General features: G+C 42.4%; 26 protein-coding genes and 2 tRNA genes. 2 read left to right on the top strand and 26 right to left on the bottom strand.

Annotated elements, in window-relative coordinates:
- Positions 1-164 precede the first annotated feature (164 nt).
- The gene (lexA, locus tag AC4PHI_RS04885) at positions 165-785 is read left to right on the top strand and encodes a transcriptional repressor LexA (RefSeq protein ID WP_492201196.1); all 621 of its coding nucleotides are present in this window, start codon (positions 165-167) and stop codon (positions 783-785) included.
- Positions 786-862: 77 nt separating this feature from the next.
- Positions 863-1063 (top strand): hypothetical protein, encoded by a 201-nt coding sequence (locus AC4PHI_RS04880; protein WP_492201195.1) that lies wholly within the window; start codon positions 863-865, stop codon positions 1061-1063.
- 61 nt (positions 1064-1124) lie between these two features.
- Here the strand turns inward: AC4PHI_RS04880 and galU are convergent, their stop codons facing one another.
- From galU to atpF, 26 genes are all read right to left on the bottom strand, one after another.
- Entirely contained in the window at positions 1125-2024 is a 900-nt protein-coding gene (gene galU / locus AC4PHI_RS04875; protein ID WP_492201194.1) for a UTP--glucose-1-phosphate uridylyltransferase GalU, read from the bottom strand.
- Positions 2025-2049: 25 nt separating this feature from the next.
- On the bottom strand, positions 2050-3060 hold the full coding sequence (locus AC4PHI_RS04870; RefSeq protein ID WP_492201193.1) for an NAD(P)H-dependent glycerol-3-phosphate dehydrogenase: 1011 nt from the start codon (positions 3058-3060) through the stop codon (positions 2050-2052).
- A complete protein-coding gene (gene ppaX, locus AC4PHI_RS04865; protein WP_492201192.1) occupies positions 3057-3722 on the bottom strand; it encodes a pyrophosphatase PpaX in 666 nt (221 codons plus the stop codon). Before ppaX ends, AC4PHI_RS04870 begins: the two co-directional genes overlap by 4 nt.
- Positions 3722-4540 (bottom strand): prolipoprotein diacylglyceryl transferase, encoded by an 819-nt coding sequence (lgt, locus tag AC4PHI_RS04860; protein ID WP_492201191.1) that lies wholly within the window; start codon positions 4538-4540, stop codon positions 3722-3724. Before lgt ends, ppaX begins: the two co-directional genes overlap by 1 nt.
- A 19-nt stretch (positions 4541-4559) precedes the next feature.
- On the bottom strand, positions 4560-5498 hold the full coding sequence (hprK, locus tag AC4PHI_RS04855; RefSeq protein WP_492201190.1) for an HPr(Ser) kinase/phosphatase: 939 nt from the start codon (positions 5496-5498) through the stop codon (positions 4560-4562).
- A gap of 131 nt (positions 5499-5629) precedes the next feature.
- Positions 5630-5815, bottom strand: coding sequence for a hypothetical protein (locus tag AC4PHI_RS04850; RefSeq protein ID WP_492201189.1), 186 nt, complete (start codon positions 5813-5815; stop codon positions 5630-5632).
- 68 nt (positions 5816-5883) lie between these two features.
- Positions 5884-5955: transfer RNA gene (locus AC4PHI_RS04845), tRNA-Gln, on the bottom strand.
- A gap of 10 nt (positions 5956-5965) precedes the next feature.
- Positions 5966-6046: transfer RNA gene (locus AC4PHI_RS04840), tRNA-Tyr, on the bottom strand.
- A 73-nt stretch (positions 6047-6119) separates the two neighbouring features.
- Positions 6120-6350, bottom strand: coding sequence for a DUF2969 family protein (locus tag AC4PHI_RS04835; protein WP_492201188.1), 231 nt, complete (start codon positions 6348-6350; stop codon positions 6120-6122).
- Positions 6351-6607: 257 nt separating this feature from the next.
- Complete coding sequence (locus tag AC4PHI_RS04830; RefSeq protein ID WP_492201187.1) at positions 6608-7258, bottom strand: CBS domain-containing protein; 651 nt, start codon at positions 7256-7258, stop codon at positions 6608-6610.
- Positions 7259-7262: 4 nt separating this feature from the next.
- On the bottom strand, positions 7263-7967 hold the full coding sequence (locus AC4PHI_RS04825) for an ABC transporter ATP-binding protein (RefSeq protein WP_492201186.1): 705 nt from the start codon (positions 7965-7967) through the stop codon (positions 7263-7265).
- The gene (locus AC4PHI_RS04820) at positions 7967-8743 is read right to left on the bottom strand and encodes an ABC transporter ATP-binding protein (protein WP_492201185.1); all 777 of its coding nucleotides are present in this window, start codon (positions 8741-8743) and stop codon (positions 7967-7969) included. The genes AC4PHI_RS04825 and AC4PHI_RS04820 overlap by 1 nt, the downstream gene beginning before the upstream one ends.
- Positions 8724-9728, bottom strand: coding sequence for a branched-chain amino acid ABC transporter permease (locus tag AC4PHI_RS04815; RefSeq protein WP_492201184.1), 1005 nt, complete (start codon positions 9726-9728; stop codon positions 8724-8726). Before AC4PHI_RS04815 ends, AC4PHI_RS04820 begins: the two co-directional genes overlap by 20 nt.
- Positions 9729-9738: 10 nt before the next feature.
- Positions 9739-10632, bottom strand: a complete 894-nt coding sequence (locus AC4PHI_RS04810; protein ID WP_492201183.1) for a branched-chain amino acid ABC transporter permease — start codon at positions 10630-10632, stop codon at positions 9739-9741.
- Positions 10633-10696: 64 nt separating this feature from the next.
- Positions 10697-11878 carry an ABC transporter substrate-binding protein gene (locus tag AC4PHI_RS04805; RefSeq protein ID WP_492201182.1) on the bottom strand — a complete coding sequence of 394 codons (1182 nt, stop codon included), beginning with the start codon at positions 11876-11878 and terminating at the stop codon, positions 10697-10699.
- A 131-nt stretch (positions 11879-12009) separates the two neighbouring features.
- Entirely contained in the window at positions 12010-12885 is an 876-nt protein-coding gene (locus tag AC4PHI_RS04800) for an ROK family protein (RefSeq protein WP_492201181.1), read from the bottom strand.
- A 49-nt stretch (positions 12886-12934) separates the two neighbouring features.
- Positions 12935-13204: a membrane protein insertion efficiency factor YidD gene (yidD, locus tag AC4PHI_RS04795; protein WP_492201180.1), complete on the bottom strand. Its 270-nt coding sequence runs from the start codon at positions 13202-13204 to the stop codon at positions 12935-12937.
- 63 nt (positions 13205-13267) lie between these two features.
- On the bottom strand, positions 13268-13450 hold the full coding sequence (locus AC4PHI_RS04790; protein WP_492201179.1) for a DNA-directed RNA polymerase subunit beta: 183 nt from the start codon (positions 13448-13450) through the stop codon (positions 13268-13270).
- A 10-nt stretch (positions 13451-13460) separates the two neighbouring features.
- Positions 13461-14774, bottom strand: coding sequence for a UDP-N-acetylglucosamine 1-carboxyvinyltransferase (murA, locus tag AC4PHI_RS04785; RefSeq protein ID WP_492201178.1), 1314 nt, complete (start codon positions 14772-14774; stop codon positions 13461-13463).
- 85 nt (positions 14775-14859) lie between these two features.
- Positions 14860-15165: a DUF1146 family protein gene (locus tag AC4PHI_RS04780; RefSeq protein ID WP_492201177.1), complete on the bottom strand. Its 306-nt coding sequence runs from the start codon at positions 15163-15165 to the stop codon at positions 14860-14862.
- Between the two features lie 121 nt (positions 15166-15286).
- Positions 15287-15703, bottom strand: coding sequence for a F0F1 ATP synthase subunit epsilon (locus AC4PHI_RS04775; protein WP_492201176.1), 417 nt, complete (start codon positions 15701-15703; stop codon positions 15287-15289).
- 17 nt (positions 15704-15720) lie between these two features.
- Entirely contained in the window at positions 15721-17124 is a 1404-nt protein-coding gene (atpD, locus tag AC4PHI_RS04770; protein WP_492201175.1) for a F0F1 ATP synthase subunit beta, read from the bottom strand.
- Between the two features lie 18 nt (positions 17125-17142).
- Positions 17143-18063 (bottom strand): F0F1 ATP synthase subunit gamma, encoded by a 921-nt coding sequence (locus tag AC4PHI_RS04765; RefSeq protein WP_492201174.1) that lies wholly within the window; start codon positions 18061-18063, stop codon positions 17143-17145.
- 17 nt (positions 18064-18080) lie between these two features.
- On the bottom strand, positions 18081-19622 hold the full coding sequence (atpA, locus tag AC4PHI_RS04760) for a F0F1 ATP synthase subunit alpha (RefSeq protein WP_492201173.1): 1542 nt from the start codon (positions 19620-19622) through the stop codon (positions 18081-18083).
- A 24-nt stretch (positions 19623-19646) separates the two neighbouring features.
- On the bottom strand, positions 19647-20189 hold the full coding sequence (gene atpH / locus AC4PHI_RS04755) for an ATP synthase F1 subunit delta (RefSeq protein ID WP_492201172.1): 543 nt from the start codon (positions 20187-20189) through the stop codon (positions 19647-19649).
- Positions 20179-20700 carry a F0F1 ATP synthase subunit B gene (gene atpF / locus AC4PHI_RS04750; protein ID WP_492201171.1) on the bottom strand — a complete coding sequence of 174 codons (522 nt, stop codon included), beginning with the start codon at positions 20698-20700 and terminating at the stop codon, positions 20179-20181. The genes atpH and atpF overlap by 11 nt, the downstream gene beginning before the upstream one ends.
- Positions 20701-20735: the final 35 nt, after the last annotated feature.

The raw sequence follows: 20735 nt of genomic DNA, 5'->3' as shown, positions 1-20735 counted from the left end.
ATTCTCTTAATATTTTATCATAAGAAAACAGGACAAAACCAATACTATAATGAATATTGCACTTAATTTGACAAGCCCACCATAAAATAGCGAACACTTGTTTGATTTGTCATTAAGAGTATGCTACACTTTCTTTGTAACTACTCTTTATAGGAGGCGATGAGTTGACTACACAAAAAGAAAATAGACAAATCAAGATTTTGAGATACATATACGAAGAAGTGGATAAGCGCGGCTATCCGCCAACCGTCAGAGAGATAGGAGAAGCTGTGGACCTTTCTTCCACTTCCACTGTCCACGGACATCTTTCCCGACTAGAAAAAAAAGGATTCCTCCAACGGGACCCTTCAAAACCTAGAGCGATTGAAGTTACCCCTGAAGGCTTGCAAATATTGGGGATTCAAGCAGATGTGATGCCTGTCTTGGGGACTGTTACTGCGGGAGAACCGATTTTAGCCGTAGAAGATGCTTCTGATTACTTTCCAATCCCGCCAGAGTTTAAAAATGAATCCCGTCCGCTATTTATGTTGAAAATCCGTGGCGATAGTATGATTAATGCGGGGATTTTTGACGGCGATTACGTAATCGTCCGAAAACAAACCCATGCTTCCAATGGGGAAATGGTGATCGCCATGACTGATGAGGAAGAAGCCACTTGTAAAACTTTTTACAAAGAACAAAACTATTTTCGCCTTCAACCTGAAAATGACTTTCTTGAGCCGATTATTCTTGAAAATGTCACGATTTTAGGAAAAGTTGTGGGACTGTACCGTAGTTTCTTTTAAAAAACTTCTTTACAAAGCGAACGTTTGTTTGTATAATAAAAACAGAACAAACGTTCTTGTACAGGAGGATGAAAAAAATGACAAGTATCAGAAGATTATTTTTCTTATTTTTTGTATTGTTGATAGGTATTTTTCTTGGCAACCTAGGTTTGAAAACAGCCTTCTTGATCGTCGTCCCTATTTTTCTCATATTGATCATGATGTGGGATGAAGCAAGCTACCGCTACACTAGTCATCGAAAACAACAACGAAACAGACAACGGGAATATCACTGCTGATAAATTAAAAACTTTCTAACCTTTGAGCTTGGCTTCAGTCAAAAAGTTAGAAAGTTTTTTATTATTTTGCTTTATTATCTTGTGCTTCCAGTTCTTTTCCCATGTCGATAATGAGCTCGCGCAACTGGTCTTTGACTTCCGGATGCTCTAGACCGTATTCAATACTTGTTTTCAAAAAGCCGAATTTATCGCCCACATCATAACGCTTGCCGGTAAATTGATGAGCAAATACTCTCTGAGTCTTATTCAAAGTATCGATGGCGTCTGTCAGCTGAATTTCATCTCCTGCACCCGGTTTTTGATTTTCCAATATGTCAAAAATTTCCGGTGTTAACAAGTAGCGCCCAATAATCGCCAAATTGCTTGGAGCATCTTTAGGATCAGGCTTCTCAACAAAATTTTTCACATTATACAAACCTTTTCCAACCATCTGCTCTGGATTGATAATCCCGTATTTTGAAGTATCTTCATGAGGGACTTCCATCACTGCGATTGTTGATGCTCTTGTTTTTTCATAATCATCAATCAGCTGTTTGGTCAAAGGTACCTTATCCGACATTAGATCGTCTCCCAACATCACCACAAAGGGTTCGTTTCCTACGAAAGCCTTCCCTAAAGAAACCGCATGACCTAATCCCCTCGGGTGTGACTGACGCATGAAATGGAGATTCAAACCAGTGGTGGCTTCCACCTTTGCGAGCAAGTCAGTTTTTCCTTTTTCTTTCAAATTCATTTCCAGTTCCAGATTGGCATCAAAATGATCTTCGATAGGACGTTTAGCCTTCCCAGTGATGATCAGGATATCCTCGATCCCCGACTCTAGTGCTTCTTCAACAATAAATTGGATCGTCGGCTTATCAACGATCGGCAGCATTTCTTTTGCCATTGCTTTAGTTGCCGGTAAAAACCGGGTCCCCAAACCCGCCGCTGGAATAATCGCTTTTTTCACACGTTGCTTCATCTCATACTCCTTTTACTGACATTTTTTAGAATTCTTTTTCCGATTTTTTGTCTCTTAACATCATACTACGGATTACTTCGTCTGCTTTTTTCCCGCCGTAAACCACTTGATAGATTGCTTCAGTGATCGGCATTTCGACACCGAGCTCTTTTGCCAGCTCATAAGCAGACTTAGTGGTCGAGATTCCTTCGACAACCATGCCCATCTTGGCTAAGATGTCATCCACCGAATAACCTTTTCCAAGCATATCGCCTGCACGCCAGTTTCGCGAATGGACACTGGTACAAGTGACGACTAAATCGCCAAATCCGCTCAACCCGATAAACGTTAGAGGATCTGCGCCCATAGCCACTCCCAAACGGGTGATTTCTGCTAATCCGCGGGTCATGATAGCTGCTTTGGCATTATCTCCCAAACCAAGTCCGTGGATCGCACCAGCCCCGAGAGCAATGATGTTCTTCAATGCTGCACCGGTCTCAACCCCTATAACGTCATCATTTGTATAGACTCTGAAATAATCATTCATAAACAACTGTTGGACATATTCTGCATACTCAAGATTTTTGCTTGCTGCTGTGATGGTAGTAATATCTTTGACAGCTACTTCTTCTGCATGGCTTGGTCCTGAGAGAACTACGATATCCCGTCTCATACTTTCCGGGATTTCCTGCGCCAGTATCTCAGAAATCCGCATGTGCGTTTCTTGTTCAAAACCTTTACTTGCATGGATGATAACTGGTTGATTTTGACACACATTTCGAAATTGAACCGCTACTTCTCGAATGGCCTTCGTAGGCACAACAAATAAAACAGCATCGGCGTCTTTTATAGCGTCTGCCATCTCAGTGGTTGCTCTCAACTCTTCTGGAAAGACTATTTCAGGGAGATAGGCTTTATTCGTTTGGTATTGCTGGAGTTCTTCTACTTGATCGACTTCTCTGCCCCAAAGCATGACATCATGTCCATTTTCGACCAAAGTGTTGCCTAAAGCCAAGCCCCATGAACCAGTTCCTAAAACAGCTATTTTTTGCTTCATACTCTACCTCCGTTATTTTGTGAGTTAATCCACTCCTGTAATTCTACCATACTTTTGACCGTTTGATAGGGTCTATAAGGCGTCACTTCTGCTAAAGTCTTGCGCGACCACTCGACAAATATCCCGCGCACCTCTGCCCGGTTAGCAGCCTCAATATCTTGAGGGTTGTCGCCGACCATGATTGTCTCAGCGGGAGCAGAGGATAGTTTCGTCATGGCAAGGCAGAGAGATTCAGGATCAGGTTTGACTTTCTGATAATCTGTACCGCCTAAAATCAGGTCAAAATACTCTTTGATTTTCAACAATTCCAACCCTCTTTTTAAAATAAAGCTGTTTTTAGTTGAGACCACTGCCAATCGAATGTCTGACTTTTTAAGCGCATCAAGCACTTCGCCCACGTCAGGAAATTCTTGAATCAATTCGTCATGCTTTTCATGATTAAATTCGCGATAAGTTGCCACCATTTCGTCAGTTTTTTCAGGCAGCAAGCTGGAAAAAACTTCCTCCAAGGAGGGACCATTAAAATGTCTCACAGATTCTTCCGTCTGGAAACGACCCGGAAGGTATTTTTCAAAAACGTGGAGATAGGATTGGGCGATCAGGTGATTGGTATCTGCCAATGTGCCGTCAAAATCGAACAACACTGTTTGAACACTGGCCATTACCTCACTCCTTTTAAATTATAATAAGGAGGTTTTACCACTTTTCTCCGGTATATCATCATTCCCAGTGCACCTGCAAAAAGAATGATTGACAACAACTGGGACACTCTGATTTCACCAAACAGATAGAGACTATCAGTCCGCAAGCCTTCGATAAAGAAACGTCCGAAAGAATACCACATGATGTAGCTGAAAAACACTTCTCCTTGAAGCAATAAATCTTTTCTGGAACGCAGCCATAATAATAAAATAAAGCCTGCCAGACTCCATAAACTTTCATACAAAAATGTCGGATGCCGGAAAGCACCGTCAATATACATATTCTCTACAATAAAATTCGGCAAATGAAGACTTCTTAAAAAGGCTTCCGTAGTTTTTGGGCCAAACGCTTCATGATTAGTAAAATTTCCCCAACGCCCGATAGCTTGTCCAAGAATCACGCTAGGGGCAGCAATGTCTAAAAATTTCCAAAAAGAATAATAACGATTTTGAGTAAAATAGTAGACGACCAGTGCCCCGGCAATCAATCCCCCATAAATCGCCAGTCCTCCACTACGTGTATTGAAAATGTCCAGCGGATTGCTGACATAGGTTTCCCAATCAAAAACAACATAATAAAGTCTAGCACCGACTATCGACAACGGCAGTGCCCAAAGCATAAAATCAATGATGTCTTCTTCACCGTAACCCAAACGTTTGGACTCCCTGCCGGCAAGCCAAACCGCTAAAATAATACCTGTGACAATGATAATAGCGTACCACTTAATCTCAAGACCAAATAATTTAAATGCTGTATCATTGATTTGTGCCAATAACATAAGTTTTAATTCCCTCTTTCTATGCGTCAGTTTCAGAATTCATCTGAATCAAGTTAGTGAGGTTTTCCTCAAATTTTTTCGTTGCATCGTATCCCATCGTCTTGGCTCTGAAGTTCATTGCCGCCACTTCAATAATAATCGCCACGTTACGCCCGGTTTTTACCGGAATCGAAATTTTAGGGATATCTACGTTAGCAATCATTTCAGTCTCAGCAGCACCGCCCAGACGATCAAATTTTTTATCCGCTGCCCAATGCTCCAGCTGAATGACTAGCTGGACCTGGGAGCTGTTGCGCACCGCACTGGCACCGTAGAGATTCATGACATCGATAATCCCAATACCGCGGATTTCCATCATATGTTCTAAAATCCTTGCCGGCTCGCCGATGACCGTCCTTTCATCTTCCTGATAAACATCCACCCGGTCGTCGGCCACTAGACGATGGCCCTTTTTGATTAGTTCCAAACCAGTCTCGCTTTTTCCGATACCGCTGTCTCCCTGAATCAATACCCCTAGTCCGTAAATTTCCATCAAAACACCATGGATCGAAGTCCGAGGAGCCAAATGTCCTTCAATATAATTAGACAAAACACCTGAAATTCTTGATGTCGTCAATGATGACACAAGTACAGGAATGTTTTTCTCGTTGGCAGCCTGAACCATTTCTGCTATGGGATTGATGTTTCGTGCAAAAATTATCGCAGGTGTCTCATCTGTACACAATCGTCTCATGACGATTAAACGTTCTTCCGTGGTCATGCGTTCCGAAAAGGCAACTTCTTTCCTGCCGAACAACTGCAATCTGTCATAAGGATAATAACTGAAATATCCTGTCAACTCTAACCCCGGCCTTGAAATATCGCTGGTCAATATTTTTCTATCTAAATTTTCTGCACCCGAATAAACCTCCAGCTGCAGTTCATTAACTAATTGCTGAATCGTCACAAATTCTGACATAATTCTTCCTCCTGTCACATAGTCCTCTATCATTTTAACATTATCCATTTCAAGATACTAGTCTTTGAGCTTTTCCCGGACAAATCAAAAAGACATCCTTTTCAGAATGTCTTTGACAAAGTCTAGTTGCTTTAGTGTCCTTTTGCCTGCCATTTAATGACTCGCTTCAATCGTTCATGATTATCTGCCGTACTTGTCGGCAGCGTCGGACTCTTTTGGCAATCTGCTGTTTCCTTTACGTTTGAACGTTGTGCCAAGCCTTTTTTGAGTAAAGCATATTGTCTGTAAATGTTACTTTGCATTTTTTTCAATTGCATCTGGTCTCACCCCTTCTATAAGATAATAAAAAAAGCTGTATCCCTTCAGGAACACAGCGTATCATTGACTGGGCTAGCTGGATTCGAACCAACGAATGACGGAGTCAAAGTCCGTTGCCTTACCGCTTGGCTATAGCCCAATAATAACAATGGAGGGGGGCAGATTCGAACTGCCGAACCCGAAGGAGCGGATTTACAGTCCGCCGCGTTTAGCCACTTCGCTACCCCTCCATAAAATGTCGGCATTATTGCCGACTTTTATATCATACGCAATTCCTTGAAAAAAATCAAGTATAAAAAATAATTATTGAAATAAATTCCACTGGCGAATCACTGCTTCAATACCTTCTTCCACCGTTTTGACCATCATGGTAGTCTCATCGTCCATGATTACGGAAATTTTTTTAGGTCCCCACGCTTCTAAAGTGCCAATAACTTTTTTACCCACTTTCAACTCGTAGCACGGGATAAGTTTGCCTTCCCTAGTTATTTCAAACTCATTAACTGCCACTTCTGTATGTTTGTTCTTGCTCATTTTCGATCTCCCTTGCCTGTTCCTTCTCATTCATATTTTTAAAAAACCGACTGACAAAAACTCATAGTCCCGCCAGACTTAAAAAATATGCTCTTTCTACAAGATACCACAAAACTCTTCTTTTGTTAACGCGAAGTCCATTTAGAAAGACAAAAAAATTTTCAAAATAAAACACTCCCGCAAAACCGTCCTTATATCAGTTTCGCAGGAGTTTAATTTTTATCTTTTAATGATTAGTAAATCAATAAATCGGTTTGTTACTCTTCTTCTGTTGTCTCGACCACAGATTTCACCACAAAGTCATTTTCAGACAGAACGCTTCTGACTTTTTCTTCCTCTGCGTCCGTCAATTGAACAACGATGGTCGGCTGCCCATTTTGACGAAAAACAACGATTTGGACAATGTTCATTTGATTCTCAGCAAATAAAGCAGTCAACCGGGCAAGAACTCCCTGATGGTCTTCGGCAATATCGATTGTTACCCTCAACCCTGCTTGATTATAACCGGTGATTTCCAAAAACGCATCAAAAATATCATTATTCGTAATAATCCCTACCAATTTTTGACCATCGCAAACTGGGAGTACCCCTACATTATTTTCACGCATCCGCTTGATAGCATCTTCCAAAAGGGCTGTGGGATTAATTGTCACCACTTCTTTGATCATCGTTTCAGCCACGGTGGTTTTGTTTAGCAGATAATTGACTTCGTAAACACTCAGACTTGTGGCTTTAGACGGCATGGCACTCTGAATAGTGCCTTCCGTAATCAAACCCACCAGCTTCCCGTCTTTTAACACAGGCAGACGATGAATCCGGTGCTGGTTCATCAGTTCGACGGCATCGTAAATTTTTGTTTCCGGTTCGATTGTTACCAAATCAGTAGTCATATAATATTCAACTAGCATTTGATCATCCTCCTAAGTAAGCTTTTCTTACTTCTTCACTTGCAAGCAGTTCTTCCCCGGTGCCGCTAAGCACCAGACTGCCCGTTTCCAGTACATAACCTCTGTCAGCGATTGATAATGCCATATTAGCATTTTGCTCGATCAAAAGGACAGTCGTCCCTTGTTTTTGAATTTGTTGAATAATATCAAATATTTCTTTGATAAAAATAGGTGCCAGCCCCATTGAAGGCTCATCTAACAGCAATAAATCTGGTTCTGACATCAATGCCCTTCCCATAGCAAGCATTTGCTGCTCGCCTCCGGACAAAGTCGCCGCGTCCTGACCTTTTCTATCTGCCAAAATCGGGAAACGTTCAAAAACTTCTTTCAAAACTCTTTTTGAATCTTGATTTTTCTTTTTCAAAAACGCACCCATCTCCAAGTTCTCCATTACTGACAGACCGGAAAACACATGACGACCTTCCGGGACTTGAGAAAGTCCGGCTGCTACGATTTTTTGCGGAGCAGTCTTCGTCAACTCCAAATCCTTAAACTGGATGCTTCCTCCTGCCGGGCGGACAAGACCGGAAATTGTTCTTAATATTGTCGTTTTCCCTGCACCGTTGGCTCCCACCAAAGAAACAATTTCTCCCTTTTTAACTTCGAAGGACACGCCGTGAACGGCTTCAATGACCCCGTATTTTACGGTTAAATCTTTTACTTTCAGCACTAAATCTCACCACCCAGATATGCTTGAATTACACGTTTATTTTCTTTGATTTCTGCAGAAGTTCCCTGTGCAATCAACTGTCCATATTCTAACACATAAAGACGTTCGCAAACATCCATCACCAGTGACATATCGTGTTCGATCAACACGATAGTAATACCGAATTCCTGATGGATTTTTCGGATCAAAGCGGTCAGCTCCGCCGTTTCCTGCGGGTTCATCCCTGCTGCGGGCTCATCCAAAAATAAAAGTTTCGGCTGGGTCGCCAGTGCACGTATAATTTCCAGACGACGCTGCTGCCCGTATGGAAGATTGCGTGCCAAGGTTTCCAGTTCAGATTCCATATCAAAAATTTTCAGCAATTCGATGGAACGCTCTTTCAATTCAGCTTCCTTGCTGTAAAAGCTCGGCAATCGTAAGACACTGCTGAAAAGTCCTTGTTTATTTTTGCTGTTAAAACCGATCAAGACATTGTCCAATACGGTCAAATCTTTAAACAAACGAATATTTTGAAACGTACGGCTGATGCCCAAATCTGCAATCCCATAAGGTTTCATCTTATTCAGCAATATTTCTTTCCCATGATCACTGAAAAGTACACTGCCTTCTGAAGGTTCGTAAACCCCTGTCAACAAATTGAACAGAGTAGTTTTACCAGCACCATTAGGCCCTATCAGACCAACAAGTTCATTTTCTTCCAACTGGATGGAAACATTGGAAACAGCGGCTAAACCGCCAAAGTTTTTAGTGAGACGATCAACGGTCAATAGAGGCATCGGCTTTTCCTCCTTTACCTAGTCGCTGGAATATTTTCTTCATCGACATTTCTTTTTTGCCTAACAACCCGCCCGGTTTAAAAATCATAATGATGATCAAAGCCAAGGCATAAACAATCATCCGGTAGTCACTGATAGCCTGAACATTTCTCAACACGTGATTCAAAATACCAAGTAGGATGGCAGCCACAAAACTGCCAGTCAAACTGCCGATACCTCCGAACACAACGATGATCAAAATATCCACTGATTTCATAAAACCAAAGTCACCCGGAATGATTGTCTGGATATAACTGGCATGAAGAGAACCAGCGATACTTGCAGTAGCGGCTCCCAAAACAAAAGCCGTCACTTTTACTTTTGTAGAATTAACACCCATAGCTTCTGCCGCAATTTCATCTTCACGAATGGAAAGAACGGTCCGTCCTGTTCCGCTGTGAATAAAATTTGCGATGATGATAGTTGTCAATACCATGAAAATATAAATGACTTCCCAGTTGGCATAGTCCACGATGCCAAAAATCCCAGCAGCACCTCCTGTGGCAAAAATCCCTTGAGACAAGTCGTCTTTCCCGTTCACGATCAAAATACGGATGATTTCAGCAATCCCCAATGTGGCAATAGCTAAATAGTCCCCCTTTAATCTCAAAGTCGGGATTCCTACGATTAGAGCTACAACGATGGTGATTCCCACACCAATCAAAATACTTAACAGAAAGCCGGGATAAGTCGGCTGTATTTGAGTAAAAATAGCTGTGGCATAGGCACCAATAGCCATAAAACCGGCGTGCCCTAAAGAAAACTGCCCCGAAAACCCAATAATCAAATTTAAACCCACAGCTAAAATAACATTGATACCAATCAGTGACAAAGTGTCTTCAATGATACCGCTCAATAAGCCGCTGCTCTTCAACACGAAAATCCCGAGGTAGACTGCAACAGCCAGCAGCAGCCATGAAAGGTTATATTTTAAATTCTTTCTCATCTGACTCCTCCTACACTTTCTCTTTCGTGTTCTTGCCCAACAATCCCGTTGGTTTAATCAACAATACGATGATTAAGATAAAATAAACGATGGCATCTTTAAAGGCTGATAATCCTTCAATCGAGGATGCACTGACAAAAGTTTCAATCAAACCGATAGAAAATCCTCCCAATGCAGCGCCCGGGATCAAACCGATACCGCCAAACACTGCAGCAACGAAAGCCTTCAGACCTGGAGTAACCCCCATCATTGGGTCGATACTATTATAGTACAAACCGATCATCACCCCGCCGGCAGCTGCCAAAGCGGAACCGATAGCAAAGGTAAAAGAAATCGTCTGATTGACACTGATACCCATCAGCATAGCAGCATCAGCATCCACACTTACTGCACGCATCGCTTTTCCCATCTTGGTTTTCATTACGATAATCTGCAATCCAAGCATCAATACTAACGTGGTGCCCAAAATGAGCAACTGGATATTGGAAATCATGATCGGGCCCACTTCAATCATTTTTTGTTCGATAGCCTGTGGAAACGCCCGAGGTTCTGCTCCGCCGAAAAATCTTAATTTCATCACATTTTGAATTAAAAATGATACCCCGATAGCAGTGATAAGTGCTGCGATTCTGGTCGAGCCGCGCAATGGACGATAGGCAAGAAACTCTATGACTACCCCTATCCCTGCACAACAAATCATCGCTCCCATCAGTGCAACAAAAAAAGGCATGTGAAAATGTTGAATGAAGACATAACCAATGAAAGCCCCGAGCATATATATCTCCCCGTGGGCGAAGTTTATTAATTTAATAATACCGTAGACCATCGTATATCCTAACGCAATCAACGCATAGATACTTCCTAGAGACAGGCCGTTTACTAATTGCTGTAAAATATTCTCCATACGGAAATCCCCTCTTACTAAAAAGCAAGGAATAGTTTCGCCATTCCTTGCTTTTATCCTTTAATTATGGTTTAACAATTTCTGATGTCTCTTCTTTTCCTTCTTTCAAGCCGATAACTACTGCCGGCTTTTGAGGATTGTGATTTTCGTCGATCGACATCGTTCCTGTCACACCCACAAAATCTTTAGTTTCTGCTATCGCATCTTTGACTTTTGTCCGGTCCGTAGAGTCAGCTCTTTCGATGGCATCTTTTAACAAATACATCGTGTCATAAGCCAACGCATTGAATGAACTTGGACTAGTTTTATACTGTTCTTTAAAGTTTTCAACAAATGCAGCAACTTTATCATTTGCCGGAGCATTTTCTGAGAAGTGGGAGGTGTAGTAGATGTCATTCATGTTAGCCGCACCCGCTAATTCTACCAGCTTAGGATCTGAGAAACCGTCTGCCCCTAGTACCGGCTGGTCGATTCCCATTTCTCTGGCCTGCTTGATGACCAGACCTGCTTCTTCATAATAACCCGGCAAGTAAATCACATCAAAGTCTTTCCCTTTGATTTTCGTTAACATCGCTTTAAAGTCTTTTTCTTTTGCAGCGAAGTTTTCTTCCAATACAATTTCACCTTTATAAGTTTCTCTAAATGCCTTCGTTAAACCTTTACCATAATCACTGGAATTATCACCGATAATGACAGCTTTTTTCGCTCCTAAGTTATTTTCAGCATAGTTTGCCAAAATAACTCCTTGGAAAGAGTCTTGGAAACAAGTCCGGAAAATAAAATCTTTCACTTCCCCATTAGTAACCGTTACACCGTCATCAGTTGCAGACGGACTGATTGCTGGAATTCCAGCTTTCATCATTTGCGGGATACTGGCTTTAAAAGCTCCGGAAGTTGCAGGACCGAACACTGCCACAATTTCATCATCCCCAGCCAAACTACCTGCTACTGAAGCAGCTTCTGCTGTTTCGGATTTATTATCTTTGCTCACAAGTTCCACTTGTTTGCCTAAAATACCGCCCTCGTCATTAATTTCTTTCACTGCCATTTCAATGGCATCTTTTTGTTGTAAGGCATATGCTGACACAGCACCTGACAACTCATAGTTCAATCCAATTTTGATTGTATCCCCTGATGCTTCTTTTCCTTTTTCTCCATCTGTACCGGACGTATCGCCCCCGCCAGATGTGCACGCAGCCAGCAGCATTGACGAAGCTGCCAACAATAGCCAAAATTTCTTTTTCATTTCAACCACTCCAAATTCTCATCGTTTTCTTATTTTTTAAGATGTGTCTTAATATAAAACAATTTGTTGATAAAGTCAAGAATTTTCTGACAATTCTCCGAAAAAATACTTCTTAACAAAAAGAAGTAAAATCAATCCAATTGCTGATAGTAGGAAGCCACGGCTCCAATCAGATTCGCATCATTTTTGAATCGGCATACTCGGATGTCCGGTTTGAAATCTTTTAAATTATGTTGGTCCATCAAAATCTGTACCCGTTTGGTAACTTCTTCTGCCAATCCTTCTTTTGCAGAAACACCACCGCCTAGAACTAAACATTCTGGATCAAAACAAAATTGAAGACTAAACAAACCTTGAGCTAAATAATCATAAAAATTATTTTCTTCTTCCTGAGCCAACACATCTCCCTGAGAAGCCAAATCGAACACTTCTTTTGCCGAAATGCTATCTGCCGGCAGTCCTTTTCTCGCCGCATAGCGCTGGGCCATCTTCACACCTGTCCCCACACCGCTGAAAGTATTATCCTTATCCATATACATCAGGCCGAACTCTCCGCCGTAACGGTGAGCCCCCACGTTTACTTTACCGTTTTGCAGGATGGCACCGCCAATGCCCGTACCGATGACGATAAACAAAACATTGGTCAGCCCTTTGGCAACCCCTTGCCAGACTTCAGCTATCCCGGCAGCATTGGCATCATTTTCGATACGAACAGGCAGTTGAAACAATTCTGTCAGCCGTCCGCGAATATCAAAATGATGGATATAAGGAATGGCACTGATTCCCTCAATCGCTCCTGTGTCATAATTGACTGCGCCAGGTGCACTGATAGCGATACCTTCAAAATGAAATTTTTTCTCCAATTCATTTTTTGTCGATAAAAGCTGTTTCTCCAAACTTTCTAAATCTTCCGGGGTGGGAAATAATCCTTGTTCAAGTAATGTTTCATTGTCCCACACACCAAATTTGATATTGGTGCCGCCCCAATCAAATGCTAGAATTGCCATCAAAAACTCTCCCATCTCTTCTATTATTTAAATTATCATTCTTGTGGAATTATTTTTTTTCATAAGGACCGGGATAATGATCATCCGGGTTTCTTCTGAGAGTGAATCGCAACGGAACATAGTCGATTCCTCCCTTTACAAACGGATGGCACCGCAAAATACGGGCGATGCCCATAAGAAATCCTTTCAACGCCCCGTGATACGTCACTGCATCCGCCATATATTGCGAACACGTGGGATGGTAACGGCAGGAAGCTGGACGTCCCGCCGAGATATACTTCTGATAAAAATGAACAAGCTTCAATAATAATCGTTTCACTTAAACGTCACCTTTAACTCTCATAATAAAAAAGACAAAGCTCTGCCACCTTGTCTTCTATTATTATTTTTTTAAAAAATCTGTGATGTGGTCCCATACTTTCCCATCAAACACACCGGTCGGTTTCCCGTCCCCGATGCCGCCGTAGCCGATCATCAAACCGATGTAAAACAAAATAACCAACAGCAGGACAAAAAGCAGTACCTTAGATAACTGGATTAAAATGTGTTTCCATGTGTCTGACATTATTATCACCTTACTTTTTTACGACCTTCTGATTTGATTTCTCCACAGCTTTAGTTTCAGCAGGATTTACACGTTCGATGGAGGCACCTAATGCAGCCAATTTTTCATGGAACTTATAGTAACCTCTGTCTAAATATTCCAGATGGGTTACTTTCGTACGACCTTCAGCTACTAGTCCAGCCAATACAAGCGCTGCAGCTGCCCGCAAATCCGTAGCGGCAACTTCTGCACCAGTTAATTTGGACTTGTTGAAAATATAGGCAATATTATTATCGATTTTATAATTTGCTCCCATTCTCCCAAGCTCAATCAAATGCTGGAAACGGTTCTCAAAGACCGTCTCTGTAATCACACTTGTCCCTTCTGCCACCACTTGAATCGTGCTCATCTGTGCCTGCATATCCGTAGGAAACCCGGGATGAGGCAACGTTTTGATATCCGTTGACTTTAATTGTTCAGGTCCGATTACGCGAATACCTTCTTCTTCCTCAATCACGGTCACACCCATCTCACGCAACTTGGAGACGAGAGGACGATTGTGTTCGATGATTCCTTCTTCGATCAAAACATTCCCGTTAGTCATAGCGGCTGCCACCATAAATGTTCCAGCCTCGATCCGATCTTGAACGATGCGGTGATCCACACCGTGCAGGCGTTCCACTCCTTCGATGCGCATGGATTCTGTTCCGGCACCCATGATTTTGGCTCCCATTTTATTTAAAACATTGGCTAAATCTACAATCTCCGGTTCTCTTGCAGCATTTTCAATGGTTGTTTTACCCTTTGCTTTGACCGCGGCCATCAAAATATTTTGTGTGGCCCCCACGCTAGGAAAGTCTAAATAAATCCGGGCACCTTTTAGTCCGTTTTCAGCAATCGCTTCAATATAACCATCTTCCTGAGTAATCGTTGCGCCGAGCGCCTGAAATCCTTTTAGATGCAAATCAGTCGGACGTTTCCCAATCGCACATCCTCCCGGCATGGCAACACGGGCATGACCGGTTCGAGCCAACAGCGGTCCCATCACAACGATTGAGGCGCGCATCTGACTGACATATTCGTAAGGTGCTTCATTTTTTAATTTATCTGTTGCATCTATTGAGACAGTATTCGTTTCTTCGTCAAAAATTAGTTTCGTATTTAAATGCTTAATTACTTCGTTCATCATAAAAACATCTGATAAAATGGGCACGTTTGAAAGTTTTGTGATGCCTTCTTCTGCCAATAAAGAAGCTGCCAATATTGGTAGTACCGCATTCTTAGCCCCCTCGATTTTAACTGATCCTTCGAGTTTCCGGCCGCCTTGAACAATGATATGTTCCATTGTTTTCCCTCCAAATTAATTAAATAAGCCTTTGTAGTATAGCATAATTCATTCTAAATGAAAACTCTATGCTTCAGAGACATTCCTACTGTAATAATGTAAAGACAAAATTTGACAGCAGGCCAAAACATTCTAGAAACATGGAACTTGCCGTGTACCCGATTGCCATCGCTAAAAGCATTAAAAACATCCGGATTTGTCCAGGATTTGTTCTTTTGAATAACCTTTCATAATCTAGAGATTGAACTCCCCAGAAAGCAATATAAATAAAACTCAAATGGCAGACGACACGAACTAACGCTTCGATACCATAAATTTGATAGGCTTGCATCTCTTTCCCCTTTTCTATCTCGGATAAATTCAGTTTATCATAATTATCTTGATAAAACAAAAAGATGCTTTTCCGTTTCGGTGACCAAATACTCTTCTTTCTCTGCTTATCGCGATATAAAAAAAGTGCTGACGGAAAACCATCAGCACTTTTTTCAAAAATTATATCCTGTCACCGTATTTTATTTTCTTGACACATGGATTCGGTTAATCGCACGGTTGAGTGCAACTTCTGCCCGTTTCATGTTATCGATATGGTGATCTTTTTTCGCTTTTGCCAAATTCCGTTCTGCACGTTCTTTCGCACGCATCGCCCGATCCAAATCAATGTCTCCGGCTTGCTCGGCGCTGTCGGCTAAAATCGACACTTGATCGTCACGAACTTCCATAATGCCGCCATTAACGGCGATGGTGGTGATAATCTTGCCGCCCCGTTCTTCTTTGATGACAAGGGAATCAATGGCAAGAGGAACGATTAACGGTAGATGACTTGTCATGATGCCAATTTCACCTTCAGGCGTACGGGCGACTAAAAACCCCGCGTCTCCATCAAATACTAAACCGTCTGGCGTAACGACTTGAATATGTAATTTAGACATTTTTGATCACTCCGTTTCTAATACCCAAGCGTTCCAGCCTTTTCAATAACGTCATCGATACTGCCTACATTACGGAAAGCTTCTTCCGGTAAATGATCATGTCTGCCTTCAAGCAGTTCCTTAAACCCTCGAACAGTTTCTTTAATCGGAACATAGGAGCCGGGTTGCCCCGTAAATTGTTCTGCCACATTAAAGTTTTGCGATAGGAAAAACTGAATCCGTCTCGCCCGGCTAACCAAAATCTTTTCTTCTTCCGATAATTCATCCATCCCCAAAATAGCAATGATGTCTTGAAGCTCCCGGTAACGCTGTAAAATCCGCTGAACTTCTGTTGCTACTTTGTAGTGTTCTTCGCCGACGATTTCCGGTGTCAAGGCACTGGACGTTGATGCCAGCGGATCAACCGCAGGATAGATTCCCATCTCTGTCAGACTCCGCTCCAAGTTAGTCGTAGCATCCAAGTGGGCAAATGCCGTTGCCGGTGCCGGGTCTGTATAGTCGTCAGCCGGGACGTAAATCGCTTGAATTGAAGTAATCGAACCTTTTTGAGTCGAAGTGATCCGTTCTTGTAATTGTCCCATTTCAGTTGCCAAGGTAGGCTGATACCCTACAGCTGAAGGCATCCGCCCCAATAAGGCAGAAACTTCAGAACCGGCTTGTGTGAAACGGAAAATGTTGTCAATAAAGAGCAGCACGTCTTGTCCTTCTACATCACGGAAATATTCAGCAATCGTCAAACCGGTCAACGCTACCCGCATTCTTGCACCTGGGGGTTCGTTCATCTGACCGAAAACCATTGCTGTTTTTTCGATAACGCCGGACTCCTTCATCTCATAATAAAGGTCATTTCCTTCCCGCGTCCTCTCACCTACACCAGTAAAAACAGAAATTCCTCCGTGTTCTTGGGCGATGTTGTTAATCAACTCTTGAATCAATACTGTTTTCCCAACGCCGGCACCGCCGAACAATCCGACTTTTCCCCCTTTTAGATACGGGGCAAGCAAATCGATGACCTTTATCCCAGTTTCTAAAATTTCACTACTCGTGGACAACCGGTCAAACGTCGGCGCTTTTTTATGTATACTGCTTCTTTCAGCCTCTTCGCTGAAAGGTTCTCCTAAATCAATGGTATCTCCTAACACGTTGAATACGCGTCCCAAGGTTTCTTTTCCAACTGGAACGGAAATCGGTACTCCCGTATCCAACACTTCCATCCCCCGCTGCAAACCGTCTGTAGATTCCATTGCGATGGAGCGGATAACTCCATCTCCAAGCTCTAAAGCTACTTCTAAAACTACTTTCTTTTTAGAGTCGCGCTTATAAACGATCAATGCATTATTGATATCAGGCAAGGACTCGTCTATTGGAAACTCAACATCGACAACGGGACCGATGACTTGCACAATTTTACCAGAATTCACTTTGATTTCCTCCCGTCATTACTCTAGTGCCGCTGCTCCGCCGACGATCTCAGTAATTTCTTGAGTGATCGCAGCTTGTCGAGCATGATTATATTTCAATGATAAATTATCAATGATTTGTGCCGCATTATCCGTAGCACTTTTCATTGCTGTCATGCGTGCCGCATGTTCAGCAGTTTTTGAGTCAAGAATTGCCCCATAAATCAGACTGGCTGCATACTGGGGAAGCAGCTGATCCAAAATCACATCTTCAGAAGGTTCCAAAATATACTCCTGCTCATACTTCTTGACCTCTTCCACTTCCAAGTCAGAGACAGGCAGCATTTTTTCTGCGCGATACTGGGATGACAGTGAATTGATGTGGTGATTGTAGCAAACATACAACTCGTCATAGATTCCCTGCTCATACATCTGGATGGCAGATCTGACTAATTCGCTAAGCTCATCGAACACCGGCTGATCGGATACGTCCAGTAATTCATAGGCAATATTGGCCCCGCGCTTCCTGAAAAAATCAGTCCCTGTGCGGCCAACAGTCATCAAAAGATACTCGCTGTCGCTTTTGTGATCAGCAGTCAGCATTTGCAGCGTCTGCTTGATGACCGAACTATTGTAACTGCCAGCCAATCCTTTATCGCTTGTGATGACAATATATCCCGTCCTTTCCACCGGACGGGGCTGCAGCATCATGTGCATGTCAGGTTTTTCTGCATCCAGAACTGCAGCGTCATCAGAATCGCTGTCCATCTCTTCCAGTTGTGCAGCAGCCAGATGGGTCAATACTTCCCGGACCTTAGCGGCATAGCGCTGATAATTTCTTGAAGCTTCTTCAGAGCGGCTGAGTTTGGCACCCGAGACCATCTGCATGGCACTAGTTATGTGGCTGGTTTTTTTTGTTGAGGCGATTTTACGTTTGATTTCAACTAATGATTCTGCCAAAACATATCACCATCCTTTTAACTTTTTGTTTCTACCCTAGGTCTTTTTTGGTCTTTGCTGGAAATGAAAAATCCTTTAAATTCTTTGATGACATCATCCATTACTTTTTCTTCCGGCAGCGTCTTGGTGCGCTGAATCGATAGAAAAATATCCGGATGAGAATTTTCGATATGTTCGAACAATTCTTTTTCGAAGCGCAGCACATCCCCCACTGGAACATCGTCAATAAAGCCGTGAGTCAAAGCATAAAGAATCGTCACTTGTTTTGCCATGGACAATGGTTGATGCAATTCCTGTTTTAAAATCTCAACTGTCCGTCGTCCGCGATTCAATTTTGCTTGGGTCGCTGCATCTAAATCCGAACCAAATTGGGTAAACGCCTCTAATTCCCGATAACTGGCGAGATCCACACGAAGCGTCCCAGCGACTTTTTTCATCGCTTTTGTCTGGGCAGAGCCTCCGACTCGTGAGACGGAAAGACCGGCATCAACTGCTGGTCTGACACCAGAATAAAACAAATCACTCTGTAAATAAATTTGACCGTCTGTAATAGAAATCACATTTGTTGGAATATAAGCAGATATATCTCCTGCCTGAGTTTCTACAAATGGCAGAGCTGTCATTGAGCCTCCGCCGAGCTCTTCTTTTAATTTTGCAGCCCGTTCCAGTAAGCGCGAGTGCAAATAAAAGACATCCCCCGGATAAGCTTCGCGTCCCGGCGGACGGCGCAATAGTAACGATATTTCACGGTAAGCGGCTGCCTGTTTGGATAAATCGTCGTAGACTACCAGAACGTGCTTGCCGTTATACATAAATTCTTCGCCGATAGCTGCTCCGGCATAAGGAGCAATATACAATAGGGGTGCAGGTTGAGACGCACTGGCTGTGACCACAATCGTGTAATCCAACGCACCATATTTTTTCAATGTTTCCACATAGCCGCGGACAGTAGATTCTTTTTGCCCTATGGCAACGTAAATACAAATCATATCTTCATCTTTTTGATTGATGATAGTATCGATGGCAATACTCGTCTTCCCTGTTTTACGGTCGCCGATTACCAGCTCCCGCTGTCCCCGTCCAATTGGCACTAAAGCATCCACTGCTTTCAGTCCTGTTTGAAGGGGTTCAGAAACGGATTCCCGATCCATGACACCAGGTGCCGACGCTTCGATCGGTCTTGTTTTAGTCGTGTTGATCTCTCCTCTGCCGTCAACCGGCTGACCTAAAGGATTGATGACACGGCCGATAAGCTGTTCACCCACGGGTACTTCCATGATTTTTCCCGTTCGTCTAACTTTGTCACCCTCGCGGATGTTTTCAAACTCACCTAATACTATAATCCCTACGTCTTTTTCTTCCAGGTTTTCCGCCATACCGTATGACCCGTTTGAAAACTCCAATAGTTCTCCAGCCATGGCATTTTCCAAGCCATAGGCACGGACGATACCATCTCCAACGTAAGTAACTATTCCAACTTCTTCTACTTGTAAAGCATCCGAATAGTTGGCAATTTGCTGTCTAATGAGCGTGCTGATTTCCTTCGCCTTTAAGCTCATTTCCTTCACCTCTTTTTCAATACTCTACGCTAGCAACTCACGATGCATTTCTTTCAATTTTGTTGCGACACTGCTGTCCAATAACCGATTATTGACGTTTACAATAATGCCGCCTAAAATATCCGGGTCAACTGCCTCTCTGAGAATCACTTTTTCAGAATTTGTCATGACACGGATTTTTTCTGTCAGAGCTTCTTTCTGTGCTTCATTCAGCGGAACTGCTGAAGTCACGTCGGCAACAAGAATCCCTTTATCTTGATAATAGAAGAATTCAAATTCATTGATGATGTCAGGAATTTCTCTCATTCTTCCATATTCATAGATCACATGAAGGAATTTTGACACAGTGTCTCCAAATTCTTTATCTAGTTCGTGTAGAATATCTACTTTTTCAAAGGGTTCCAAGCGGTCATCACTTAAAATATTGCCAAGTTCAGGCACTTCTTTAAAAATGTCTCTTAGAACCAGTATTTCATCATGGACAGACTCGATTTTATTTTCTTTTTTAGCTGTTTCATAAAGAATTTTCCCGTAACGACGGCCGGCAACTAATGCTTCAGTCTTCATTTTGAGAACCCAGCCCTTCGATATAAGCGTTTATCAATTCCTGATGAGTGTCTGAATCCAACTCTTTTTTAATGATTTTTTCGGCGATTTCAATAGATAAATCAGCCACTTCATGTTTGGCTGAATCAATCAATTTTGCCCTTTCGATTTCCAGCTCTTTTTTTCCTTGTTCAAGATGACGTTTAGCATCAGCATGGGCATCTTGAATAATCACGTTTGCATCTTTTTCAGCGATTTCTTTCGCTTTTCTGACAATCTCCGCAGCTTCCGCACGAGATTTTTTTAAAATGGCTTCATTTTCAGCCACGAGTTGTGCAGCAACGATTTTGGATTTTTCAGCATCGTCGATATCATTGGCGATTGTTTCAGCCCGTTTGTCAAGCATCTTAGTGATTGGTTGCCAGGCAAACTTCTTAATTAATAGTAGAAGTAGCACAAAGGATAATGAAACAAATGCCACACTTGTCAAGGTGGTGTTAGGTGTACTTCCAATTAAGAAATAATCAATCATGATTGCCTCCCTTCCCTTCTTCCTTTTCTAGAAAG

The sequence above is a fragment of the Vagococcus sp. QWL-13 genome (assembly GCF_058683555.1).
This window is presented reverse-complemented; position numbering and strand designations above follow the sequence as displayed.